Raw genomic sequence first — 22,367 nt, 5'->3', positions numbered from 1 at the left:
GGTTAAGCCAAGCCAGTCGTGCGGATCCTGCGACAAGTGCACCTAGCGCACCCAACAGACAGGCCAGCCCATGACCCGCCCCGGCAGCCGCTCCGGCACGACGATGAACGACGTCGCTGCCGCTGCCGGTGTTTCCCAGGCCACGGTCTCCCTGGTGCTCAACGACGCCGCGGGAACCAGGTTCTCGGAAGAAACCCGGCGCAGGGTCCATGCTGCCGCGCACGAACTGGGGTACCGGACCAACGCCCACGCCAAAGTGCTCCGCGACGGCGTGGCCGGCATGATCGGCTTCGTCGGCGACTTCGTGGCCACGGCGCCATTCGCCGGCAAGATCATCGAGGGCGCCCAAGCCCGGGCTTGGGAGGCCGGGCTGCTCCTCCTGACCGTCAACACGGGCGGGGACAAGGCCCTCGAAGCCGCTTCGCTGGAGACCATGCTGTCCTACAAGGTGGCAGGAGTGGTCTACGCCGCCATGTACCACCGGATCCTTGACGTGCCGGATGTCCTGGCGGAGGTGCCCGCCGTCGTGCTCAATTCGCGCGACCGGTCCGGGCGCTTTCCGAGCATCGCCCCGCAAGAGGAACTGGGAGGCTACACCGCCACCAAACGGCTGCTGGACGCAGGCCACCGGCGTATCGCGATGATCAACATCGGTGCGGTGGACGGTGAACTTCCCGCCGCCGTCGGACGCTATGCGGGCTATCTCCGGGCCCTCAAGGAGGCCGGCCTCCACCCCGACCCCGGGCTCCATCGGATCGGCGACGGTCATGAGTCCGGCGGTTTCGGCAATGCCCTGGCACTCATGACCGGCCCGCAGCCACCCACCGCCATCTTCTGCGCCAACGACCGCACCGCCTGGGGTACCTACCAAGCGCTTGCCCAGCTCGGACTGTCCATCCCGCACGATGTGTCGCTGGTGGGTTTCGACAACCAGGAAACGCTCGCCCCGCACTTGCGGCCCGGGCTGACCACGCTGGAACTGCCCTTCCTTGAGATGGGCCGGCGCGCCATCGAACTACTGCTGGCCGGCGCGGAACGTGACGGCAGTACCGAATACTTTGAATGTCCCCTCGTCGAACGCCATTCCGTGGCGGCGCCACTGAAAACCAACCACCAGCCACTGAAACTCCCCAACCAAGGAACAGGAAACGCATGAACCACTCGCCCCTTGCGTCCGAGCCGCTCGACGTCGTCGTGGTCGGCGAAGCCCTCATCGACATCGTGAACTCGCCCAAAGGTCAGACCGAATACCCCGGCGGCTCGCCTGCGAACGTCGCCTACGGCCTTGGGCGGCTCGATGTGAAGGCCGGGCTGCTGACCGCCGTCGGGCGTGATTCCCGGGGCGAGTCCATCGCGGCGCACCTGGCAAGCGCCGGTGTGGTTGTGCTGCCGGGCTCGCAATCGCTTGCGAAGACTGCGACGGCGACGGCGGAGATCGCCGCGGACGGTTCGGCCGAGTACACCTTCGACATCGAATGGAAGCTGGCTCCTGCCGCTCTCCCTTACGCCCCGAAGGTGCTCCACACGGGCTCGATCGCCACGTTCCTCGAGCCCGGCGCCGCCGTCGTCAGGACCCTCCTGGAGCAGGCCCAGGGCGGGTGCATCGTCACGTACGACCCCAACATCCGCACCGACCTCCTGGGCAGCCACGGCGAGGCACTCCGCATTTTCGAGGAGCTCGTACCGCTGACCAGCGTCGTGAAGCTCAGCGACGACGACGCGTTCTGGCTCTACCCCGGCAAGTCCTTGGAAGAGACTGCCAGGCACATCCTGGGCCTCGGTGCAGGCCTGGCCGTCGTCACGCGGGGCGCCCAGGGTTCCCTCATGGCGACGCCGCACACCCAGCTGACGGTTCCCGCGGTGACATCGGTGGTGGCGGACACCATCGGCGCCGGCGATTCCTACATGTCGGCACTGATCCTCGGGCTGCTGCTGCGCGGCAGCCAAGGGCTTGCGCCCACGGTTCTCGAACGCATCGGGCAGACCGCCTCCATGGCCGCAGCCATTACCGTGGGGCGTCCGGGAGCCAACCCGCCCACGCACCGCGAGCTTCTCGCCGGAATGGCGAGGTAGCGACGGCGGAGGTTCGACGGCGGCGCCTCGCTAGCGGACGTGATCCTAACGGGAGCGGCGCCGCGTCAACCCGACACCCACGAGGCAGATGACGCCGCCCACGAGGCCCCAGATGGTGGGGATTTCCTTGAGCACCGCCCAGGAAATCAGAATCGTGGCCCCCGGAACCAGGTACGTCGTGGCGGCGAGTTTCCCGGCCTCAATGAGGGACAGCGCGTAGGCCCACGTGGTGAAAGCGATGGCTGTCGGGAAGATCCCGAGATACACCAAGCCGAGAGTGGCCGGAAGGGGTGCGGCCTGCACTTCGGCCACCAGTTGGCCGGCCCACGGTAGACAGCATACGGCGCCCACCATGATGCCAAACCAGGTGGCCTGAGCCGCGGAGAACTTCCGCAACACGGGCTTCTGGACAATCACGCTCACCGCGGCGAGCACAGCGGCAAGGAGGCACAACAGCACTCCGGCGACGTCCGCCGTCGAGCGCTGTCCCGAACCGAGCGCGATCAGTGCAACACCGCCGAACGCCACGAGGCTGCCGATGATCAGCCAGCGCGGAAAGCCTTCTTTCAGGATGACGCCGGCGAGCACGGCGATGAGGATCGGCGAGACGTTGATGAGCATGGCACTGGTTCCGGCATCGAGCATGTGCTCGGCGGCGTTCAGGGCGAGGTTGTAACCCGCGAACCACATGACACCGTAGGCCAGGATCGGCAGCCACTCCCGGCCTTTGGGCCAGCGCTTGAGCCTGGGCAGGGCGACAATACCGAGCGCGACGGCGGCAACCACCAGCCGTCCGAGCGTCAAGGAGCCGGGGGAGAAGCTGGGTCCCACGGCCCGGATGCCCACGAAGGCGGATGCCCAGAGGACAACGGTGACGATGACGGCGGCGATGCCGAGCTTACTGATGGTCCGGGAGGTGGTGTTCGCCCGAGAGATTGGGGTGCTTGTGGCCATGATGCCAATCTAGCCCGGGACGGGTCGGACGGACTGGCGGAATTCGGACGTCTTTCAACAAGAAACCGCCAACTCTGACGGAGCGGATTTGAACGGTGGTTTGAGGCCGGTTTGCGTTTCGCGGGGTGCGATTTGGGAATATCCCCGACTATGCTCTAAAGTTTTAGAGTCCAGTTCGGACGAGCGAGAAGCGGTAAACGCATAGCGTTGTTGACCGTCGCGAATTCGGATTGTTCCAGGCCCCCATCGTCTAGCGGCCTAGGACACCGCCCTTTCACGGCGGCGGCACGGGTTCGAATCCCGTTGGGGGTACGCAAGGAACTGGTCAGCTCGGACTGAAAAGTCTGGTAGGCTGGAAGCCTTGAAAAAAGCGGTAGAGATACTGCAAACAAGCAAGGCCCTGTAGCGCAGTTGGTTAGCGCGCCGCCCTGTCACGGCGGAGGTCGCGGGTTCAAGTCCCGTCAGGGTCGCTCTGATTGCCGGAAGAAATTCCGGCAATCATGGTGACATTGTCACCTAAGGCTCTGTAGCTCAGTTGGTAGAGCGTTCGACTGAAAATCGAAAGGTCACCGGATCGACGCCGGTCGGAGCCACCACTGGGAAGCGTCAGTTCTTCGGAACTGGCGCTTTTCTTCTTTTAACCTGCGGGGAAAAGCCTGGGGTTATTCGGTTTCTGCCTAAAAGGCGAACATTTCCGTGCACGCGTGCCATTTTCGAGCGTGCGCGACGGATTCTGCTCAATCATTCGAATGGACAAACCCCATCCCCCTGGAATCACGTGGCCGGCAAGCTATGCGACCGGGATGATCCAGCAGAATCCGACGGCCACGGCCGGCTTGTCTCCGCCTTGACTTGGCCAAGCGCTAGGGTGGTACTCAAGAGAAGGGGAGGGCTAAATGGACCAGCAGGAAAGCTACACCGCGCCTGAACCGGAAGCCGTTGGGGCTCCGGTGTCCGAGGACCGTCAAACGGCGGCAGGAAGTGGCCGCACAGTGATCTCGGATTCCGCTGTCGCCAAGGTTGCTGGCATCGCCGCCAGGGCTGTTCCAGGCGTCTATTCCCTAGGCTCGGCTCCTTCGCGCGCCCTCGGAGCCATCCGCGATGCCGTCGGCAGCCAGGACCATGCTGCGGGTGTCCGCGCCGAGGTCGGAGAAACCCAAGTGGCCGTGGACCTCAATCTTGTGGCTGTCTATGGATACCCTTTGCATGATGTCGCCAACCAGGTCCGCGCGGCCGTCTATCAGGCGGTCGAATCGTTGGTGGGGCTGGAAGTCATCGAGGTCAACGTTGAGATCAACGACGTCTACGTTGCTCCGCCCATCAAAGCCGGAACAAGAGGCGCATTATCGGAAAGGGAGCCACTCCAGTGAACTTGACCGTTGTCGGAATCGGGATCGGCGCTTTCGTGGCGTTCATGGCCTTCCAATTCGGGCTGTGGGGTTTCATCATCGCCCTTCTCTTCATGGGCATCGGCGCACTTCTGGGCCGCGCCGCGGACGGAAAGCTTGACCTGCGCAGCGTGCTGGATGCCCTCACCGGCCGCCGCTCGTCGTCATGAGTTCCACGGCTGAGGCTGTGCAGCCCGCCGTCTCCCTGGCTGGCCACAACCGAATCAGCACCCAGGCCCTCACGACGTTGGCCCAGGCGGCTGCCGCGGAAGCGCTCGGTGTCTCGGCGCAGGATGTTCGCGCCGAATGGTCGGACGACGACGGTCTGCTGGCACTCTCGATTGCCGCCCCGATCCGGGTGCCCTCGCTGACGGAAGTCCTCAGAGACCCGCTGCGGGTAGAGGGATACGGTGGGACGGTTTGGGACCGGGCCGTCGCTGCCAAGACGGCCATCCTTGAGCGAGTCACCCAGCTCAGCGGTTCCACCTTGAGCCGCGTGGATATCCGGATCAGCGGCGCACGCATCAGCGAAGGAGCTCGCGTCCAATGAGCCACGCCCAGACCCCGCACGCCCGGCGCAGCCACCCGGACCCTGCGGACGCGCAGACAGCCGACGGCGAGGCCCCAGTCATCCAGACACCGGGGACCTCGGACGTCGGCGACCGGATCGACGTCGGGCTCCAGCGCATCCTGAAGCGTGAGACCCGTTCCTCCCGTGCGGGAATGGCGGGGCTGGCCGCGGCCCTTGTGATCGCGGCCTGTGTCTACGCCCTCCTCGAATCGGCTTTGCGCGCCATTGGCCAACCACCGTGGCTCATCGATCCGCAAACGGCTGCCGAACGGCTCACGGCGCTGCCCTCAGGTATTTCGCCCTTGCTGCTCGGTGCCCTCGGCGGCGTCGTGGCCATGGTGGGCCTGGTTTTCTTCTTGAACGCGGTCCTGCCCGGCAGAAAGTCCCGGCACTTGCTTGAGGATCCCCGGGCCGGAGTAGTCGTGGACGACGAAGTCATTGCTTCGGCACTTGCCAGAGCCGCCCGAACAGCAGCGAACGTCACCCACGAGCAAGTCATGGTGGTGGTCTCGCAAAGGCTGGTTGTGGTCAACGTCCGGCCTACCTCGGGCGTGCCCTTGCACGAGGAACGGATCCTTGCCGCCGTCGAGGATGAACTTCAAAGGATGGCCCCTTCGCCCATGCCTTCAGTCCGCGTCCATGTCGCTACGTCCGGGGTGATCGGGGCATGAACGGTACCCCGCACGTCCTCAACCGCATCCTGATCGGCATCCTTGGCCTGAAGCTGCTGGCCATCGGCATTCTTCTGGTCCTGCTCGCCACCGTTCCCGCCGTGGGAAGTTGGTGGCAAAGCTGGTCTGCCGGCCTCTGGGAACACGCCAAGTACCTCTCTGAGCAGACCCGCATTCCAGGACGGGAGGAAAGCTGGCTCTGGGTTGCAGCCGCTGCGGTGCTTGTTGTGCTGATCGTGCTCATGGTGTCCTGGGTGTCGCAGCAAGGCAAAGGCCGCGCCAACCTCATTGTGTCGGAGTACGACGACGCCCGGACGCCCGGCGACGTCAACATCGGCGGGAACCTTGCCGAGCAGGCGCTCAAGGCGGCCCTTGCGGAACGTACGGATCTCGCGGGCGTAACGGTGGCGACCTACGAGGTCAACGGTCGTCCCGGGCTCCGGGTCAGGGTCCAGCCCCGTCAAGGTGTTTCCCCGCACCTGCTGGCCGCGGACGTCTCCCGGCTGGTGGAGGCGCTGGACGTGGTGGTGGGACGCAGGACTCCCGTGTTGATTCATATCGGGGCCGGCGCGCGGACCCGGTTCAGCAAGGCCGAGCGCGTTCGTTGAACTGACTCCAACCCCTGTTAACCGGATAGCTAAGTTACCTCCCGGGCGTTTTGCGTTGCAGAGCTGTCCGTGGGGCCATAGTTTGAAGGTTAGGGGGAACTCTTCCCTTTGGTTGGGCTTGCCCGGCCGGCACCGGACCTTGGGTCCGAGTCAAGCCGATGGACCAAAAAACTTGGACCAGGAACAAGGAGAAAACCATGAGCGAAGAACACAACAACATCAAACAAACGGCCGAAGCCGCAGCTGAACAGGCCAAGCAGCTCGCGGGCGATGCCGCGGAGCACGTGAAGGAATTTGCCGGCGAGGCGGTCGGGAACGCGAAGGAATTTGCCGGCGATACCGCGGAGCACGTCAAGGAGTTCCTCTCGGGTGACGTGGCTGAGAAAGCCAAGGACCTCGCGGGGGATGTTGCCGGGAACGCCAAGGAAATCGCGGGCGATGTGGCCGAGAACGCCAAGGGCCTCGGCTCCAGGATCGCCGGTTTCTTCAAGGGCGGCAAATAGGCTCCACGCCGGTCATGACGGCGCCTTCCTGACCCTCTTTGGCTGGAGAACGGGGCCGACACGCACAACTTGCTGCGTGTCGGCCCCGTTTCCGTGCCGGAGAAGGTCGGGAAGGGAAGACCCTACTTAGCCACGAGGTACGCCCCGCTGTTCGGGACAATCGAGGCCCCGCCCGATCCGCCATCGCTGGAGAGTTCCACCCGGAAGCCGGCCGGGACAGGGAGAGCTGCGGTACCCATGTTGACAACTACCAGCACGTCCCGGTTGTGGAAGGCAAGGACTCCGTTGGCGGGATCGTGCTCCTCAGCCCACTGGAACGTGCCCGAGCCCAGGCGGTGCGAGCGGCGGAATGCCAGGACGGAGCGGTAAAGCTCCAGGGTGGAGCCCTCGACGCCGGCCTGGACGTCCGCCGCCAGCTCGCCGAACGCTTCGGGCTGAGGCAGCCAGGGCGCAGCGGGCGCTTTGCCAGCAGCACCGGCGCCGCCCGTACCAGCCGATGCCGCTTCCGAGAATCCGAAGCCAGGCGCTGCGGATTTCCAGGGCAGCGGCACGCGGCACCCATCGCGGCCGCGTTCCACGCCCTTGGTCCGGAAGAAGGAGGGGTCCTGGCGCGCCTCGGCCGGCAGGGACGTGTGCTCCGGAAGGCCCAGTTCCTCACCCTGGTACAGGTAGGCCGAGCCAGGCAGGGCGAAAGACACCATGGAGGCTGCGCGTGCCCGCGCCAGGCCCAGCGCGGCGTCGGGCTGTTCGTCTTCCGCCGAGATTCCCTTGGGGAAGGTGGTGGGATCTGCCAGCCCGAAACGGCTGGGGTGCCGGACGGTGTCGTGGTTGCTCAGCACCCAGGTGGAGGGGGCCTCGACGGATCCCGCGGCGTCCAGAGAAGATTCGATTGCCACTGCCATGCGCTCCGCGTCCCAGCCTGCCAAGAGGAAATCGAAGTTGAAGGCTTGTTGCATTTCATCCTTGCGGACGTACCGGGCCAATCGCTCCGCGGGCTCCACCCAGGCCTCGGCAACAAGCATGCGGTCGCCGTCGTATTCGGCGAGGACTCTGTGCCATTCGCGATAGATGTCATGGACGCCGTCCTGGTCGAAGAAGGGCGACGGCGGGTCCAGCGGCGGCTTGACCTTGTGCTCGACGGCGGTCGCCACGGCCGCCGAGTTTTCGAGTGCGGGGACAATGTGAAGCCTGGCCGTGTGCGGTTCGACGGCTTCGCTGTGGGCGCCTGGCGCGGATAAACCACCTTCGACCATGGCGGCCTCGCCCTCCCAGTCCGGCAAGCCGGCTTCTTTGACCAGGCCGTGGGCAACGTCCACCCGGAAGCCGTCAACTCCGCGATCCAGCCAGAAGCGCAGTACCGAACGCATCTCTTCGTGGACTTCGGGGTTCTCCCAGTTGAGATCGGGCTGCTTCGTATCGAAAAGGTGCAGGTACCACTGGCCGGGAGTGCCGTCGTCGTTCCTTAGGCGTGTCCACGCGGGGCCACCGAAGATGGATTTCCAATTGTTCGGGGCCAAGGCCCCGTCCCCGGAGCCTGGTTTGGAGTCTTTGCCCGGGTGGAACATGTAGCGCGCGCGTTCAGGGGAGCCGGGGGCGGCGGCGAGGGCTTCGCGGAACCAGGCGTGCTCGTCCGAGGTGTGGTTGGGCACGAGGTCGACGATCACCTTGATACCCAGACTGTGTGCCTTCTCCAGCATGGCGTCGAAGTCATCCAAGGTGCCGAAGAGGGAATCCACGGCCCGGTAGTCCGCTACGTCGTATCCGGCATCAGCCTGCGGCGACTTGTAGAACGGGGAGAGCCAGACGGCATCCACGCCCAACGTTTGCAGATAGGGCAGTTTCGCGGTGACCCCGGCAAGGTCGCCCATCCCGTCGCCGTTGGCGTCGGCGAACGAGCGGGGATAAATCTGGTAGACGACGGCGCTTGCCCACCATGCGGAATTGCTGGAACCGGGGGTTGGGATCGGGGAGTGCGGCACTGGATTCCTCTCGATGACATATTTTTGTGTAAACGCTTGCATTACTACCCGGAAGCTTACTAATGTGAGGCTCACCACATCAACCGCACTGCGGAAATACCTGGTCCACTCACTGAGGAGTTCCCAGCATGAACACACGCAAGTACCTTTTGCCGGCCGCTGTTGCCGGCGTGCTAGCCATGTCCCTGTCCGCCTGTGGTGGCGGCGGTGGCGGCAGCACAGCCTCAAGCGGCGGAGATGCCGCAGCGAACCTCGACGGACGCGGTCCAATCACCTACGTCCAGGGCAAAGACAACAGCAACGTTGTCCGCCCGCTTGTCGATAAGTGGAATGCGGCGCACCCGGACCAGAAGGTCACTTTCAAGGAGCAGTCCGACCAGGCGGACCAGCAGCACGACGATTTGGTCCAGAACTTCCAGGCCAAGAACGTCAATTACGACGTCGTTGACGTGGACGTCATCTGGACCGCTGAGTTTGCCGCGAAGGGTTGGCTGCAGCCGCTCACGGACAAGATGAGCATCGATACCTCCAAGATGCTGCCTGCCACGGTCAAGACGGCAACGTACAACAACACGCTCTTCGCGGCACCCCAGACCTCGGACGGCGGCATCCTCTACTACCGCAAGGACCTGGTGCCCACCCCGCCCAAGACCTGGGACGAGATGATGAGCATGTGCTCCATCGCGAAGTCGAACGGCATCGACTGCTACGCCGGACAGATGGCTAAGTATGAAGGCCTCACCGTGAACGCTGCTGAAGCCATCAACTCGGCAGGCGGCACCATCGTTGGAGACGACGGCAAGTCCACCGTGACCTCCGCGGCGGCCAAGGCCGGCCTCAACAACCTCGTCACCGCCTACAAGAACGGAAACATCCCCACGCAGGGCGTGACCTACCAGGAAGAACAGAGCCGGCAGTCCTTCGAAGACGGCAAACTCCTCTTCCTGCGCAACTGGCCCTACGTCTACAACCTCGCCAAGACGGACGGCTCATCCAAGGTGAAGGACACCTTCGGCATGGCTCCGCTCCCGGGTAAGAGCGGCCCGGGTGCCTCGTCCCTCGGTGGACACAACCTCGCCGTCAGCGTCTACTCGGCGCACAAGGCAACGGCCAAGGACTTCCTGACCTTCATGACCAGTGAAGAGACTGAAAAGTTCTACGCAACGCAGGGCTCGCTCGCCCCGGTGCTCGGTTCCCTGTACGACGATCCGGCCCTGGTCCAGCAGCTGCCGTACCTTCCGGTGCTGAAGACCTCGATCCAGAATGCCGTGCCGCGCCCGGTCACGCCGTTCTACCCAGCAGTCACCAAGGCCATCCAGGACAATGCCTACGCTGCCATCAAGGGTGACAAGTCCGTCGATCAGGCAATGACGGATATGGACACGGCCATCAACTCGGCCAGCCAATAGCGACACCTCCAGTGAACCTCGGGCGGCTGGCGCTTCAAGCGTACGGTCGCCCGAGGGGCACGCTATCAATTTCCGGAAGGAGGGGAAATGTCCACCCTTGCGCAGCCTAAGCGGGCGCCAGAGACACCAAGCCCCAAAACCAAAAAAGTTCAAAAAGAAGTAGGACAGGACCGGGCGGCCACGTCTCAAGGCCGGTGGGCGTTCTGGTTGATTTCCCCGGCCTTGGTATTGCTTGCCGTCGTCATCGTGTACCCGGTGGTCAACGCGATTATCATGGCGTTCCAGAAGGACCAGGGCCTGGATCCGGTGACCAAGGTCTTCGTCCAGGGGGGACCCGCCGGCTTCGATAACTTTGTCCACTGGTTGGCCCAGCAGTGTGGTTCAGCTGCTTGTGCACCCGGCACTCTTGGCGCCCAATTCTGGAGCGCCGTTGGAACGACGTTCTTCTTCACGGCGGTCACCGTTGTCCTGGAGACCGTTCTCGGGTTCTGGATGGCCGTCATCATGGCCCGGACTTTCCGCGGCCGCAGTGCCCTTCGTGCTGCTGTCCTGGTTCCGTGGGCCATTCCGACTGCCGTGACCGCGAAGCTGTGGTTCTTCATCTTCGCTTTCGACGGAATCGCCAACAAGCTCTTCGGCACGGCAATCCTGTGGACAGGCAGCGAGTGGCCAGCCCGTTGGGCGATCATCATTTCGGACGTTTGGAAGACGACGCCGTTCATGGCCTTGCTGATTTTGGCTGGCCTGCAGATCATCCCGGCGGAAGTGTACGAAGCAGCCAAGGTCGACGGTGCCTCGGCATGGCAGCGTTTCACCCAGATCACCTTGCCGCTCGTGAAGCCGGCGCTCATGGTGGCTGTCCTGTTCCGTGTCCTTGACGCACTGCGCATGTATGACCTCCCGGCCATCATGACCCAGGGCTCGAACGGCACAACAACGTTGTCCATCCTGGTGGTTGACCAGATCCGTCAGGGATTCAACTCAGCAGCGGCCTTGTCCACCATCACCTTCTTGATCATCTTCCTGGTTGCGTTCATCTTCGTTCGCTTCCTGGGAGCCAACGCAGTCGCCTCAGCCACACCCAAGACCACCAAGGGGCAGGAAAAATGACCGCCGTGAGCATTGACTCCGCGCCCAAGACAGCTGCCCGACGGCGGGAACGCTGGGCGAGCGGACGTACGTACATCAGCGCAGCGCTCATCTTCATCTGGTGCTTGATTCCCTTCTACTGGATGATCGTGACCGCGTTCCGCGACGTTGGATATACCTTCGATTCGACGCCTTTCTTCACACACGTCACCTGGGACAATTTCAACACGGTGTTCTCTGAAAGCCTGGGCAACCACTTCGGCCGGAACCTCTTGAACTCGCTCTTCGTAGCAGGGGTAACCACCGTAGTTGCCCTGCTTTTCGGGGTTTTCGCGGCGTATGCCTTGTCCAGGCTTGAATTCCGGTTCAAGTTCCTGGTCCTCGGCTTTGTCCTCGGGGCATCGATGTTCCCGGGCGTGGCCTTGGTGACGCCGTTGTTCCAGCTGTTCACCAACATCGGCTGGTACGGCACATATCAGGCGCTGATCATTCCGAACATCTCCTTTGTGCTCCCTCTGACGGTTTACACCTTGACGTCCTTCTTCCGGGAAATGCCGTGGGAGCTGGAGGAATCAGCTCGAATTGATGGCTGCACGCAGGGCCAGGCATTCCGCAAGGTGATCATGCCGCTTGCTGCGCCAGCTGTTTTCACCACTGCAATCCTGGCGTTCATCGCTTCGTGGAATGAGTTCCTCATCGCGAGCCAGCTGTCCAATGACCAGACGAAGACAGTCACGGTCGCTATCGCCTACTTCGCCGGTGCCCAGGCCCACCAGGAGCCGTACACCGCCGTCATGGCAGCCGGAACGGTTGTGACGATTCCGCTGGTGATCCTCGTTCTGGTCTTCCAGCGCAAGATCGTGGCGGGCCTGACAGCCGGCGCTGTCAAATGACGCAAACTCCGGATTCGGCCGGGCCGTCCCTCGGCGGCCCGGCCAAGGAGCAGCACTCGCGGGTGAAATCGGCGGAAGATTTCGACCTCGTGATAGGTTTCCTCGGCTTTTGGGCCTTGGTCCTGCTGGTCATCACCGTCGCCGCCGAGCTCACGGCCCAGCCCGCACTGGGCTGGGCCCTGGGCCTGCTGGCAGTGTTGCTGGCCTTGTGGGGGATGCTTCGGCTTCGCCGGCGGCTCCCCGCACGGACATCCAGGCGCATCAGGTGAGCAGCGAACGGAAATAAGTAGCGCGGAATCGGCGGAGGGCAACCAAGCGGAATACGCTGGTTATCTGCCGTCTGGGAAGGAACCCCCGGCTTCCGCACGGATTCTTTGAGGGGGCTTGAGTGGCAAAAACGAGTGAACGGTCCCAGCGTGGCGGCCACGCAGGAGCCAGCATTGAGGACGTCGCACAGGCCGCAGGCGTTTCCACCGCCACCGTTTCCCGCGCGGTGCGCGGCCTTCCCCGGGTATCTCCTGCTACCCGGGAAAAGATCCTAAGGGTTGCCGGTGAACTCGGGTACGTGGCGTCGTCGTCCGCTTCGGGACTGGCCACAGGCCGCACCAGGACGATCGGTGTCCTGGCACCCTACGTGGACCGCTGGTTCTTCTTCAAGGCCATCGAGGGCGTAGACCGCGAGCTCCACGCTCGCGGCTACAACCTGTCCCTGTTCAACTTGGGCGGCCAGCGCGGAGCGCGGGAACGGCTCTTCAGCAAGACGATGGTCTATAAGCAGATCGATGCACTCCTGGTCCTCTGTATGTCCCTGACGCCCGAGGAAATTGCCGATCTCCAAAGGATCGAGATCCCCTTGGTGATTGTCGGTGGTCCAGTGGAGGACTGCCCCAGCATCGGTATCGACGATTACGCCGCCTCGGTGGAAGCCACCATGCATCTTTTGAACCTCGGCCATCGGGAGATCGCGCTGCTCCACGGCCAGGACGATTCCGACCTGAACTTCACCGTGCCGCGACTACGCGTTGACGGCTTCACGGATGCCATGACGAGCGCGGGCTTCTCCATGCCTCCGGAATGGGACATTTTCGGAAACTTCACCGTGGGCAGCGGCCAGGAAGCCTTCGACGAGCTCTGGAGCAAGCCCGGACCCAAACCGACAGCGATCTTCTGTGCTTCCGATGAAATGGCCATGGGAGCCATGTTGCAGGCGCGGCGCCGTGGCGTCCGCGTACCGGAAGACTTGTCCATTATCGGCATTGACAACCACGAATTCGCCGAGGCCATGGGCCTGACAACAGTGGCGCAGGATCCCGTTGAACAAGGCCAGTTGGGCACGCGGATGCTGTTGGACGAATTGGCCGGGGCCGCAGGTTCCGTGCGGTCCATGAAAGCAGCCCACCGGCTGATCGTCCGCGAAACCACTGCTCCGCCGCGCCCGAAGGGCTAACCCGCCCCAGCAGCCGGGAAACCCAGAGTCAGGAAGCCCGGGCCAACTGCCTGATGGGGATCCAGCGGGAAGCCAGCCTGCGATAAGCCGCGGCCGCTCCCGTCATGTCGCCCTCGGCCAGGCATTCGATGCCGAGCCTGACATCCATGGGCGACTCGTCCGGGTACACCTTGTCCGCCACGGCGCCGTAGTCCAGCTCGACCATTGACTGCACGTGGAACAACTCGAGCCACTCGGTGAGCTGGGTGAGGTCGTCCAGCATGTCCAGGTCAGGGGCGGCGAGGGCAAGGTTGGCTACGGCAAAGCGTGCCCGGTCCAAGGCATCCGTCAGTGAGGCCCAGACCCTGACCGTCAAGATGCGTCCGCCGGATTCCACGACATCCTTGCGGTCCGACTCCTGGAACAGCGAGAACCAGCTGAAGGGGATGCCCCACGTGGAGGCCCGCGTGTGCACGCGCTTCGCGTCGTGACTGGCGTTGATACGGTCGATGCGTGCCTGGTGCCGGTCGCGCTGGTCCACGGGGATGAGCAGGTCCGCGAGGGGTCCGTGGATACCTTCCATGAGGGCATTGGCCGCCAATCCTGCCCGGATGACCAGTTGGCTGGGGCAGTAAAGCAATCGGCCGGCGTCGGGATCGTTCCGGTCTCCGGAAGGAACCCGCGTGATGCGGACCAGATCGGTGCTGCCGGTCGGGAACGGATCCCCGCCCTTGCGGGTGACCCGCCCGAGGGAAGCGAGCAGCTCGGCACTTTCGACGGCGGCCCGCGAACCGCTGCGGGTACCGCTCGCCACGAGCTGCTGCCGCTGGTCCTCGGGAAACGCCTCAAGCGGTTCGTAGACGCGCAACGCGGAAGAGAAGGGCAGTCCTGCCTGGCTCCCGTATAGCTTTCCGCTCATCGCGGGCCCGCCTCCTCCGTCATTGTTGCCGGTCAGTCCGTAAGCTCCACGATCACGGGAGCGTGGTCCGAGGCGCCCTTGCCCTTGCGTTCCTCGCGGTCGATTGAGGCCCCGGTAACGCGGGCGGCCAGCGCGGGGGAGGCCATGACGAAGTCGATACGCATGCCTTCCTTCTTGGGGAACCGCAGCTGCGTGTAGTCCCAGTAGGTGTAGACGCCGGGACCCGGGGTGTAAGCGCGCGCGACGTCGGTGAAACCGGCCGCTTCGAACGCCCGGAAGGCCTCGCGCTCGGGTTCGCTGACGTGGGTGAGCGCGTTCGCCCGGAAGTAATCGATGTCCCAGACGTCCTCGTCCAGGGGCGCGATGTTCCAGTCGCCCATGAGCGCCACCTGGGTCTCGGGGTTCTCCGTGATCCAACCGGCGGCGTGGCCCTTCAGGGTGTCCAGCCACTTGAGCTTGTACGGCATGTGTTCGTCGTCCAGGGAACGGCCGTTGGGAACGTACAGGCTCCAGACCCGGACCCCGCCACACGTTGCGGCAATCGCACGGGCTTCCTGGACAGGATCCTTGCCGGCTTTTCCGAAGGCGGGCTGGTCAACAAAGGTGCGCTCGACGTCGTCGAGCCCTACACGCGAGGCGATCGCGACGCCGTTCCATTGGCTCAGACCGAAGTGGGCAACCTCGTAGCCCATGCGCTCGAAGAGCTCCCACGGGAAGTTATCGTCCTTGCACTTGGTTTCCTGCATGGCGAGGACGTCGCAGTCACTGCGCTGCAGCCAGGCCTCGACGCGGTCGGCACGTGCGCGGAGCGAATTCACATTCCAGGTAGCTATCTTCACAGCCACTAACTTACCGAACTTGGGACCCAGCGCATCCCCTCGCGGCAGATTGCTCCCGCAAGGGCTAATGGGCGAGCATCACCGAAGTGGAGGCGCGCCTGCGGAGCTTGATGCCGGAGGCGATCAACAAAACACCACTGACCGCGGCGTAAGTCGCGAGGAGCGCCACCACGCCCAGGAATCCCGCGCCCGGATTGACGAGCACAAAAAGCCCGAACAAAGTGGTGACCAAGGCTGTCAGCATCCAGATCCACCAAGCCCTGACCGTCGTCCTGGTGTCCATGGCAAGGATGATCTGCGAAATGCCGAGGACCAGGGCCCATGCTCCTATGAGGACGCCCAGTGCCGCGGCGGTGATGCCCGGCCACGAAACGGCCACGAGGCCGGTCGCAACGGAGACGAAGCCGCCGATCATGCTCCAGCGGGAGTGGCGCGCAGGGTCGTAGAAGTAGTGGGCCATGTTGGTGAGCCCGTCGGTGATGGCGAAGACGCCGAACACGTAAACGAGGGCAAACACCGTGGCGACCGGCAAGGAAGCAACCAGGAAGGCGAAGAGAAGGGCCAAGGCTCCCCGGAAGATGAGCGCCGTTCCTGAATGCTGGAACAACTTGCGTCCTGCGGTGTCGGACATAGGGTCAGTGTAGACCCGGCGCGGTAGCTGGTGAAGGGGGGCGCTGGAACTCCCCACCTTTGGGCTTTGACCCCGACGGCGGCTCGCGCCACCAAGCGGGCGGCGCTGCGTCGGGCGTCAAAAGCGGGGAGTTTCAGCGGGGTTCCTTAGATCGACTCCAAAACGGAGACATAATTCGCGATGCCCACGCCGCCCATGTTCTGCACGGCTCCGCGGCGGGCGTTGGGCAGTTGCATGGCTCCCGCGGTTCCCGTGAGCTGCATGGCCGCGATGACGTGCTGCGATACGCCTGTTGCGCCCACGGGGTGGCCTTTGGCCTTGAGCCCGCCCGACACATTGACGGGCAGCTTGCCGTCCTTGTAGACCCAGCCTTCCTGCACCGCCCGGGATCCTTCGCCCCGCGGCGTCAGTCCCATGGCCTCGTACATGATCAGTTCGGCGATCGTGAAGCAATCGTGCACCTCGGCGAAGTCCAGTCCGTCGATCCCGACGCCGGCCATCCCCAGCGCGCGCTCCCAGGACACCCGCGTGGCGGCGAACTCCGTGGGGTCGCGGCGCTCTACCGGGAAGAAGTCGTTCGCGTGCCCGAAGCCCGCCAGTCGCACGGGTTCAGTAGCAGCGCCCGACGCCGGGCCTACGGAAAGCACGACGGCGGCGGCGCCGTCGGACACGGGGGAGCAGTCGGTGCGGCGAAGCGGCTCGGCAACCATGGGATTCTTCTCGGAAACCGTCCGGCAGAACTCCTCGCCGAAGTCCCGGTGCATCTGCGCATAGGGGTTATCCATGCCGTTGTGGTGGTTCTTGGCGGCGATGGAACCGAGGATGTCGCCCAGGCCGCCGGCAAAACCAAAACCGTGAATGCCAGCGCCGTAGCGCTTTTCGTAGTGCTTGGCCACCTCGGCGAACAGCCCCGTGAAGCCGGTAGTGGAGGCCTTGCCCGCCATTTCGTAGGACGCGCCAAGAAGGGCTGCTCCGACAACGTCGGCTCCGGCGTCGGTCATCTTTTCCGCCCCGATCACCAGGACGTTGCGGGAAGTGCCGGCCAAGACGGCCTTCACGCCTTGCTGGAATGCTGCGGAACCGGAAGCGCACGCGTTTTCGGTTCTCGTAGCCGGGACGTTTGCCAGGTCCTCGGACAGTTGCAGGGCCAGCGAGGACGTGAAGCCAAGGGGCTGCATGCCTGAGTTGAACTGGCCAAGGTAGATTTCGTCGATGTCCCGTGGGTCAAGGCCGGAGTTCCGGATGGCCTCCGTGGACACCTGGACGATCAGGGACTCCAGCGTCTCGTCCGTGAGTTTGCCGAACTTGCTGTGTCCCCATCCGGTGAGGAGGACATCTTTGCCGAACTGCTGTTTCAGGCTCATGCCGGTGTTCCTTTCCATGCAGGGGTGGATTCCAATGCGACGTCGAATGCTGCCTCGGTCTTTTCGCGGAGCTCTTCGACTGATATCCCGGGGGCGAGGCGGGTCAGGGTGAGTTGCCGCCCGCCGTCTGTTTCTTGTACGTTCCGCACAAGATCGAACACCGCGAGGTCACTGACAATGCGGTCCACCACCCCCAGGCCCGTCAACGGCAGGGTGCATTCCCGGACGATCTTGGCGCTCCCGTCCTTGGCATTGTGCTCGGTGAGGACCACGACGCGCGGGGTGCCGGCGACCAGGTCCATGGCGCCGCCCATGCCCTTGACCATTTTTCCCGGAATGGTCCAGTTGGCGAGGTCGCCATTGCCGGAAACCTGCATGGCGCCGAGGATGGCAACCTTGACGTGTCCCCCGCGGATCATGCCGAAAGACGTCGCGGAGTCGAAGATGCTGCCGCCGGGCAGGACCGTGACGGTCTGCTTGCCGGCGTTGATGAGGTCGGCGTCTTCCTCGCCCTCATAAGGGAAAGGGCCCATGCCGAGGAGGCCGTTTTCACTTTGCAGGACAACCCGCACGCCGTCGGGCAGGTTGTTGGCAACGAGGGTGGGAATGCCGATGCCGAGGTTGACGTAATCGCCGTCGTTGAGTTCCTGGGCCGCAATAGCGGCCATTTCGTCGCGGGTCCATGCCATGGTGGTGCTCCTTGTCGGGTGGGTGCTTAGAGGGCCAGGGCTTCGGCGCGGGGCCGGACGGTGCGCTGCTCAATGTCCTTAGTCCGGCCGCTTGCCTGAACCAGTCGCTGGACGTAGACGCCGGGTGTCACGATGTGGTTCGGATCCAATTCGCCGGGCTCCACGATCAGTTCGGCCTCGGCGATGGTCACGATTCCCGCCGTCGCCACGACCGGGTTGAAGTTCCGGGCCGTGTAGCGGTAGATCAGGTTGCCGTCCGTGTCCGCGGTGTGTGCGTGGACCAGCGCGACGTCGGCGACGATCCCGCGCTCGCGGACGTACGTGACGCCGTCGAACTCTTCGAGCGGCTTGCCCTCGGCAACCAGGGTTCCGACGCCGGTCCTCGTGTAGAAAGCGGGGATGCCGGCACCCCCTGCGCGGAGGCGCTCGGCCAGGGTGCCCTGGGGAGCGAACTCGACCTCGAGCTGGCCGGAGAGGTACCGCTCGGCGAAGAGTTTGTTCTCTCCCACGTACGAGGCGATGACTTTGCGGACCTGGCCGGTTTCGATGAGGACGCCAAGCCCCTTGCCGTCGATGCCCATGTTGTTGGAGACCACGGTCAGGTCCTTGACTCCCGAATCGCGGACGGCGTCGATCAGGTCCGCGGGGATGCCGCTGAGCCCGAAACCGCCGACGGCGATCGTCTGGCCGTCGCGTAGGACGTCCTGCAGTGCAACGGCTGCGCTGGGCTGGATTTTGGCCATGGCTTTGTCCTCGTCTTTGGGTAGGGTCACTCAGTGGCTATCCACTTTGTGGACACAGGGCTGAGCTAGTCGTCTGAAAAGAAGCCTAAGGTGACCCGGTGCGGAGGGTCAACGGCATCGCGTGGCCGGTAGGGCTGGAATGGCATAGTGTGGACGCTAGTCTTGGAAATATCCACATTGTGGAGGAAATCTTCGGAAAGGGGTAGATTTGCCGACTCAGCAGCCGCAAACCAAGCCGGTCCAGGGCGCCCAAGTGGTGGGCCGGGTTGCCGCGCTCCTGCGGTTCGTGGGACGCAAACCGGAGGGCATGTCCATCGCTGGGCTGGTCCGCGAGTCGGGGTTGACGCGCCCGACGGTGCACCGCTTGCTCGCGTCCCTCGCCGCCGAGGGCCTGCTGGACCACGACCAGCGGACCGGCAACTGGATCCTGGGGCCCGAGATCTTCCTGCTGGGATCCGTGGCGGCGGCTCGATTCCCGTTTGAGGACCTGGCTCGGCCCAGCCTGCGCCGCTTGGCCGAGGAGAGCGGGGAAAGCGCCTTCTATTCCATCCGTCGTGGCCACGAAACCGTGTGCGTGCTCCGCGAAGAAGGCAGCTTCCCCGTGCGCTCGTTCGTCTTGCACGAGGGCGTCAGGTTCCCGCTCGGCGTGGCGTCGGCCGGCACGGCGATCATGGCGTTCCTGCCGGATGAGGAACAGGGAGCGATCCTGTCCGGCTGGGAACGGCATGCGGGGGACTTCGCGGCCGGCCACACCGAGAGTGTGGTGCGCCGGAACCTTGAGCAGACCCGAATGGCTGGGTACTCGGTGAATCCCGGTCTGGTCCTCGAAGGCAGTTGGGGGATGGCGGCTGCCGTCTTCGACCAAATGGGGAGGCCAGTCGGCGCTTTGTCCCTCACGGGCATCGAGCCGCGATTCCGACCTGAACGCCAGGAATTCCTCGGCAAGTTGCTCATGGAAGAAGCCCACCGCATGAGCTCCGCAAGAACCGACCACCTTTGAGCCGCAACGTCGGCACCCACACCGCCATCCGGGGTCGGGGGCGTCCAAAACTGGTCGGATCTTGAGGGGCTCCCAAATTAAGTTTTGAAACTCACCCATCCCTGCAGCCCACACCTCCGAATAGCTGGCATAAGGACTTAGCCCGCAAGGGTGAAGTGCTTTCACGCCGGAATCAACCGGCACCGAATGTCAGTCCGTTTGAAGGAGAAATGTCATGCTTTCTACAAAGCGCACGTCTTTTGCGATCGCCGGCCTCGCCGCTTCCGCCCTGCTGGGCCTCACTGCGTGTGGCGGCTCCGCTTCCACGGCTTCACCGTCGTCGGCCGCTCCGAGCTCGTCGTCCACCATGGCGCCGGCCCCCTCCGCCTCGGCAAGCGCCGCGATGGACCCGACCAAAGACTTGGTTGGCCCGGGCTGTGCAGGTTACGCCTCCCAGGTTCCCAGCGGTGCAGGTTCCGTTGCCGGCATGGCACTCGACCCCGTAGCCGTGGCCGCTTCCAACAACCCGTTGCTCAAGACCCTCACGGCCGCTGTGTCCGGCAAACTGAACCCCAAGGTGAACCTGGTGGACACGCTGAACAGCAGCCAGTTCACTGTCTTCGCTCCTGTGGACAGCGCCTTCGCCAAGATCCCCGCCGCCACCATCGACAGCCTCAAAACCGACGACGCTCTCCTGAGCAAGATCCTGACCTACCACGTCATCCCCGGCCAGCTGACCCCGGACCAGATCGTGGGCACCCACAAGACGGTTGAGGGCGACTCCGTGACCGTTACGGGAACCAAGGACGCGCTCAAGGTTGACGGAGGCTCCGCCGTGATCTGCGGTGGCGTCCACACCGCCAACGCCACGGTGTACCTGGTTGACTCCGTCCTGATGCCGAAGTAAATCTCAGTAGATTCAGTACAGGTCATGCCCCTTAGGATTCGTCTTAAGGGGCATGACCTTTGCCGTAAATCCGAGGGGGATGAGTGAAGCCGTCGATCGTGTGGTTCCGGGACGACCTCCGGGCCACGGACAACCCGGCGCTGCGGGCGGCAGCTGACGACGGTGCCGCCGTCGCGCTTTATGTCTTCGACGAGGAATCGCCGGGCATCAGGCCGCTCGGCGCCGCTTCCTGCTGGTGGCTGCATCATTCCCTGCTTGCCCTTCGCGAAGACCTCGCCGCACTGGGCGTACCGCTCTTGCTGCGCCGCGGACCGGCGGCGGAAATCGTCCGGGAAACCGCGACGGCGATGGGTTCCGGATCGCTGTACTGGAACCGCCGTTACGGCGAGGCAGAGCGAATGCTCGACGCCGGCATCAAGGCCTGGGCGCGCGAGTCCGGGATGCATGCGGAGAGTTTCCAGGCCTCCTTGCTGCATGAACCGTGGGCCGTGACCACGAAGCAAGGCGGGCCCTTCAAGGTCTTCACGCCATTTTGGCGGACCGTGTCCGAAATGGATTTCCGTGAACCGCTGGAAGCTCCGGAACCGGGCCGGGGATTCTCCGGCCGGCTGCCTGGGTCCGAGGAGTTGGACACGTGGGGATTGCTGCCGCGGAACCCCGATTGGTCGGCCGGATTGTCCGAGAGCTGGCAGCCGGGTTCGGCCCAGGCGCATGAGCTTCTTGACGACTTCGTGGAGCACGGACTGGCGGACTATTCGGTGAACCGGGACTGTCCTGACCTGCCGGGCAGTAGCCGCTTGTCGCCCTTCTTGCGCTGGGGGCAACTCAGTCCGTTCGAGGTGTGGCATGCCCAGCAGGGCCGTCGTCGGGAACTGGGCGACGGCGCGGCCGCCTTCGCCTCGGAACTCGGTTGGCGTGAATTCTGCTGGCACCAGTACTTCCATCGTCCGGACCTGGCAACGGCCAATTTGCGGCCCGGGTTCGACCACTATCCGTGGGCTTGGCCGGGTGGTCAGGGCGGTGCCGCCCAGGGTGCCGGCTCGCATGAAGCCGCCGCCAGCAGTGCAGAGACCCAGAGTGCCGCCACCCTCCTTCGGGCATGGCAGGAGGGCCGCACCGGTTTCCCCTTGGTGGACGCAGGCCAGCGGCAATTGTGGCACACAGGATGGATGCACAACCGGGTTCGTATGGTTTCCGCCAGCCTCTTGGTGAAGAACCTTGGCATCCACTGGCAAGTGGGCGAGCAATGGTTCTGGGACACCCTGGTGGATGCCGATCCTGCGTCCAATCCTGCGAACTGGCAGTGGGTAGCGGGTTCCGGCGCGGACGCCTCGCCGTTCTTCAGGATCTTCAATCCGGAGACCCAGGCCGCGAAGTTCGATCCCCACGGCAGCTACGTCGGCCAGTGGATCCCGGAACTGACCATGGCGGACTATCCGGAGCCGGTGGTGGACCTTAAGGTCTCGCGTCGGGAGGCGCTGGATGCCTATAGCTCGCTGCCTCGCTGAGCCGGGCCACCACTTCCTACCACCTTTGCCCCCGGCGCAGACCGGCACCTCCCCGCACGCGGCGAGTTCCGGCGTCGGGCATTCCCAAATGTGGTCGGGTGTTGAGGGCCGCAGCTGAAGTCCTCTAGAAATTAGTAGGAAGTCCGAGTATATTCGGGATCAAAGACGTCCCGGAGCGCAGTTGGACATGTGCCTTCGAGGCCGATGGCGGGCATTCCCCTATG

At 64.2% G+C, this 22,367-nt stretch carries 24 protein-coding genes and 3 tRNA genes; 19 read left to right on the top strand and 8 right to left on the bottom strand.

The genetic code is table 11. The features are described 5' to 3' along the window. Positions 1–70 precede the first annotated feature (70 nt). Both ABD742_RS20710 and ABD742_RS20705 read left to right on the top strand, forming a co-directional pair. Complete coding sequence (locus tag ABD742_RS20710) at positions 71–1,156, top strand: LacI family DNA-binding transcriptional regulator (RefSeq protein ID WP_234752762.1); 1,086 nt, start codon at positions 71–73, stop codon at positions 1,154–1,156. Further along, the gene (locus tag ABD742_RS20705; RefSeq protein ID WP_234752760.1) at positions 1,153–2,073 is read left to right on the top strand and encodes a carbohydrate kinase family protein; all 921 of its coding nucleotides are present in this window, start codon (positions 1,153–1,155) and stop codon (positions 2,071–2,073) included. Before ABD742_RS20710 ends, ABD742_RS20705 begins: the two co-directional genes overlap by 4 nt. A gap of 45 nt (positions 2,074–2,118) precedes the next feature. Here the strand turns inward: ABD742_RS20705 and ABD742_RS20700 are convergent, their stop codons facing one another. Continuing rightward, the gene (locus tag ABD742_RS20700) at positions 2,119–3,027 is read right to left on the bottom strand and encodes a DMT family transporter (RefSeq protein WP_234752758.1); all 909 of its coding nucleotides are present in this window, start codon (positions 3,025–3,027) and stop codon (positions 2,119–2,121) included. 239 nt (positions 3,028–3,266) lie between these two features. Here ABD742_RS20700 and ABD742_RS20695 point away from each other — a divergent pair. The 9 genes from ABD742_RS20695 (at position 3,267) to ABD742_RS20655 (ending at position 6,768) form a co-directional block, all read left to right on the top strand. Continuing rightward, positions 3,267–3,339, top strand: a tRNA-Glu gene (locus ABD742_RS20695). An 84-nt stretch (positions 3,340–3,423) separates the two neighbouring features. After that, a tRNA-Asp gene (locus ABD742_RS20690) sits at positions 3,424–3,497 on the top strand. Positions 3,498–3,547: 50 nt separating this feature from the next. After that, positions 3,548–3,623 (top strand) — tRNA-Phe (locus tag ABD742_RS20685). Between the two features lie 300 nt (positions 3,624–3,923). Beyond that, positions 3,924–4,397: an Asp23/Gls24 family envelope stress response protein gene (locus ABD742_RS20680; RefSeq protein ID WP_234752757.1), complete on the top strand. Its 474-nt coding sequence runs from the start codon at positions 3,924–3,926 to the stop codon at positions 4,395–4,397. Further along, on the top strand, positions 4,394–4,585 hold the full coding sequence (locus ABD742_RS20675) for a DUF2273 domain-containing protein (protein WP_059388473.1): 192 nt from the start codon (positions 4,394–4,396) through the stop codon (positions 4,583–4,585). The genes ABD742_RS20680 and ABD742_RS20675 overlap by 4 nt, the downstream gene beginning before the upstream one ends. Further along, positions 4,582–4,965 carry a hypothetical protein gene (locus ABD742_RS20670; RefSeq protein WP_234752755.1) on the top strand — a complete coding sequence of 128 codons (384 nt, stop codon included), beginning with the start codon at positions 4,582–4,584 and terminating at the stop codon, positions 4,963–4,965. Before ABD742_RS20675 ends, ABD742_RS20670 begins: the two co-directional genes overlap by 4 nt. Beyond that, entirely contained in the window at positions 4,962–5,657 is a 696-nt protein-coding gene (locus ABD742_RS20665; protein ID WP_234752753.1) for a DUF6286 domain-containing protein, read from the top strand. Before ABD742_RS20670 ends, ABD742_RS20665 begins: the two co-directional genes overlap by 4 nt. Further along, complete coding sequence (locus ABD742_RS20660; protein ID WP_234752751.1) at positions 5,654–6,265, top strand: hypothetical protein; 612 nt, start codon at positions 5,654–5,656, stop codon at positions 6,263–6,265. The genes ABD742_RS20665 and ABD742_RS20660 overlap by 4 nt, the downstream gene beginning before the upstream one ends. 197 nt (positions 6,266–6,462) lie before the next feature. Further along, complete coding sequence (locus tag ABD742_RS20655; protein WP_234752749.1) at positions 6,463–6,768, top strand: hypothetical protein; 306 nt, start codon at positions 6,463–6,465, stop codon at positions 6,766–6,768. A 122-nt stretch (positions 6,769–6,890) separates the two neighbouring features. On the opposite strand, the gene ABD742_RS20650 is transcribed toward ABD742_RS20655, so the two are convergent. Further along, complete coding sequence (locus ABD742_RS20650; RefSeq protein WP_234752826.1) at positions 6,891–8,636, bottom strand: glycoside hydrolase family 13 protein; 1,746 nt, start codon at positions 8,634–8,636, stop codon at positions 6,891–6,893. A gap of 239 nt (positions 8,637–8,875) precedes the next feature. On the opposite strand from ABD742_RS20650, the gene ABD742_RS20645 reads away from it, so the two are divergent. The 5 genes from ABD742_RS20645 to ABD742_RS20625 all read left to right on the top strand — a co-directional run bounded on the left by ABD742_RS20645 (position 8,876) and on the right by ABD742_RS20625 (position 13,585). Then, a complete protein-coding gene (locus ABD742_RS20645) occupies positions 8,876–10,156 on the top strand; it encodes an ABC transporter substrate-binding protein (protein WP_234752747.1) in 1,281 nt (426 codons plus the stop codon). 87 nt (positions 10,157–10,243) lie between these two features. Further along, complete coding sequence (locus tag ABD742_RS20640) at positions 10,244–11,266, top strand: carbohydrate ABC transporter permease (RefSeq protein WP_234752745.1); 1,023 nt, start codon at positions 10,244–10,246, stop codon at positions 11,264–11,266. Between the two features lie 5 nt (positions 11,267–11,271). Further along, positions 11,272–12,138 (top strand): carbohydrate ABC transporter permease, encoded by an 867-nt coding sequence (locus ABD742_RS20635; RefSeq protein ID WP_234752743.1) that lies wholly within the window; start codon positions 11,272–11,274, stop codon positions 12,136–12,138. Continuing rightward, positions 12,135–12,407, top strand: a complete 273-nt coding sequence (locus tag ABD742_RS20630; protein ID WP_234752741.1) for a hypothetical protein — start codon at positions 12,135–12,137, stop codon at positions 12,405–12,407. Before ABD742_RS20635 ends, ABD742_RS20630 begins: the two co-directional genes overlap by 4 nt. Positions 12,408–12,526: 119 nt before the next feature. Continuing rightward, entirely contained in the window at positions 12,527–13,585 is a 1,059-nt protein-coding gene (locus ABD742_RS20625) for a LacI family DNA-binding transcriptional regulator (RefSeq protein WP_234752739.1), read from the top strand. 28 nt (positions 13,586–13,613) lie between these two features. On the opposite strand, the gene ABD742_RS20620 is transcribed toward ABD742_RS20625, so the two are convergent. The 6 genes from ABD742_RS20620 to ABD742_RS20595 all read right to left on the bottom strand — a co-directional run bounded on the left by ABD742_RS20620 (position 13,614) and on the right by ABD742_RS20595 (position 18,749). Continuing rightward, on the bottom strand, positions 13,614–14,483 hold the full coding sequence (locus tag ABD742_RS20620) for a DUF8083 family protein (protein ID WP_234752738.1): 870 nt from the start codon (positions 14,481–14,483) through the stop codon (positions 13,614–13,616). Between the two features lie 32 nt (positions 14,484–14,515). After that, positions 14,516–15,322 (bottom strand): exodeoxyribonuclease III, encoded by an 807-nt coding sequence (locus ABD742_RS20615; protein WP_234752737.1) that lies wholly within the window; start codon positions 15,320–15,322, stop codon positions 14,516–14,518. A 64-nt stretch (positions 15,323–15,386) separates the two neighbouring features. After that, positions 15,387–15,953: an HdeD family acid-resistance protein gene (locus ABD742_RS20610; protein WP_234752736.1), complete on the bottom strand. Its 567-nt coding sequence runs from the start codon at positions 15,951–15,953 to the stop codon at positions 15,387–15,389. Positions 15,954–16,099: 146 nt separating this feature from the next. Beyond that, complete coding sequence (locus tag ABD742_RS20605; protein ID WP_234752734.1) at positions 16,100–17,317, bottom strand: acetyl-CoA acetyltransferase; 1,218 nt, start codon at positions 17,315–17,317, stop codon at positions 16,100–16,102. Beyond that, positions 17,314–18,006 (bottom strand): CoA transferase subunit B, encoded by a 693-nt coding sequence (locus ABD742_RS20600; protein ID WP_234752732.1) that lies wholly within the window; start codon positions 18,004–18,006, stop codon positions 17,314–17,316. Before ABD742_RS20600 ends, ABD742_RS20605 begins: the two co-directional genes overlap by 4 nt. 26 nt (positions 18,007–18,032) lie before the next feature. Further along, the gene (locus ABD742_RS20595; protein WP_234752824.1) at positions 18,033–18,749 is read right to left on the bottom strand and encodes a CoA transferase subunit A; all 717 of its coding nucleotides are present in this window, start codon (positions 18,747–18,749) and stop codon (positions 18,033–18,035) included. A 208-nt stretch (positions 18,750–18,957) separates the two neighbouring features. On the opposite strand from ABD742_RS20595, the gene ABD742_RS20590 reads away from it, so the two are divergent. The 3 genes from ABD742_RS20590 (at position 18,958) to ABD742_RS20580 (ending at position 22,143) form a co-directional block, all read left to right on the top strand. Further along, positions 18,958–19,749 (top strand): IclR family transcriptional regulator, encoded by a 792-nt coding sequence (locus tag ABD742_RS20590; protein ID WP_344788876.1) that lies wholly within the window; start codon positions 18,958–18,960, stop codon positions 19,747–19,749. A 214-nt stretch (positions 19,750–19,963) separates the two neighbouring features. Further along, positions 19,964–20,635: a fasciclin domain-containing protein gene (locus ABD742_RS20585; protein WP_234752729.1), complete on the top strand. Its 672-nt coding sequence runs from the start codon at positions 19,964–19,966 to the stop codon at positions 20,633–20,635. An 83-nt stretch (positions 20,636–20,718) separates the two neighbouring features. Then, positions 20,719–22,143 (top strand): cryptochrome/photolyase family protein, encoded by a 1,425-nt coding sequence (locus ABD742_RS20580; RefSeq protein WP_234752727.1) that lies wholly within the window; start codon positions 20,719–20,721, stop codon positions 22,141–22,143. Positions 22,144–22,367 lie beyond the last annotated feature (224 nt).

This window comes from Arthrobacter ramosus, from assembly GCF_039535095.1.
Lineage (GTDB): Bacteria > Actinomycetota > Actinomycetes > Actinomycetales > Micrococcaceae > Arthrobacter > Arthrobacter ramosus.
Note: the sequence above shows the minus strand (reverse complement) of the source record. Positions and strands in the feature narration are given on the sequence as shown.

Bases quoted from the DNA above. Each gene is read 5' to 3' on its own strand.
- ABD742_RS20620 (WP_234752738.1), bottom strand. From the start codon at position 14,483: ATGAGCGGAAAGCTATACGGGAGCCAGGCAGGACTGCCCTTCTCTTCC.
- ABD742_RS20640 (WP_234752745.1), top strand. From the start codon at position 10,244: ATGTCCACCCTTGCGCAGCCTAAGCGGGCGCCAGAGACACCAAGCCCC.
- ABD742_RS20585 (WP_234752729.1), top strand. From the start codon at position 19,964: ATGCTTTCTACAAAGCGCACGTCTTTTGCGATCGCCGGCCTCGCCGCT.
- ABD742_RS20630 (WP_234752741.1), top strand. From the start codon at position 12,135: ATGACGCAAACTCCGGATTCGGCCGGGCCGTCCCTCGGCGGCCCGGCC.
- ABD742_RS20645 (WP_234752747.1), top strand. From the start codon at position 8,876: ATGAACACACGCAAGTACCTTTTGCCGGCCGCTGTTGCCGGCGTGCTA.
- ABD742_RS20610 (WP_234752736.1), bottom strand. From the start codon at position 15,953: ATGTCCGACACCGCAGGACGCAAGTTGTTCCAGCATTCAGGAACGGCG.
- ABD742_RS20600 (WP_234752732.1), bottom strand. From the start codon at position 18,006: ATGGCATGGACCCGCGACGAAATGGCCGCTATTGCGGCCCAGGAACTC.
- ABD742_RS20605 (WP_234752734.1), bottom strand. From the start codon at position 17,317: ATGAGCCTGAAACAGCAGTTCGGCAAAGATGTCCTCCTCACCGGATGG.
- ABD742_RS20595 (WP_234752824.1), bottom strand. From the start codon at position 18,749: ATGGCCAAAATCCAGCCCAGCGCAGCCGTTGCACTGCAGGACGTCCTA.
- ABD742_RS20710 (WP_234752762.1), top strand. From the start codon at position 71: ATGACCCGCCCCGGCAGCCGCTCCGGCACGACGATGAACGACGTCGCT.
- ABD742_RS20650 (WP_234752826.1), bottom strand. From the start codon at position 8,636: ATGGGCGACCTTGCCGGGGTCACCGCGAAACTGCCCTATCTGCAAACG.
- ABD742_RS20655 (WP_234752749.1), top strand. From the start codon at position 6,463: ATGAGCGAAGAACACAACAACATCAAACAAACGGCCGAAGCCGCAGCT.
- ABD742_RS20705 (WP_234752760.1), top strand. From the start codon at position 1,153: ATGAACCACTCGCCCCTTGCGTCCGAGCCGCTCGACGTCGTCGTGGTC.
- ABD742_RS20660 (WP_234752751.1), top strand. From the start codon at position 5,654: ATGAACGGTACCCCGCACGTCCTCAACCGCATCCTGATCGGCATCCTT.
- ABD742_RS20665 (WP_234752753.1), top strand. From the start codon at position 4,962: ATGAGCCACGCCCAGACCCCGCACGCCCGGCGCAGCCACCCGGACCCT.
- ABD742_RS20700 (WP_234752758.1), bottom strand. From the start codon at position 3,027: ATGGCCACAAGCACCCCAATCTCTCGGGCGAACACCACCTCCCGGACC.
- ABD742_RS20670 (WP_234752755.1), top strand. From the start codon at position 4,582: ATGAGTTCCACGGCTGAGGCTGTGCAGCCCGCCGTCTCCCTGGCTGGC.
- ABD742_RS20680 (WP_234752757.1), top strand. From the start codon at position 3,924: ATGGACCAGCAGGAAAGCTACACCGCGCCTGAACCGGAAGCCGTTGGG.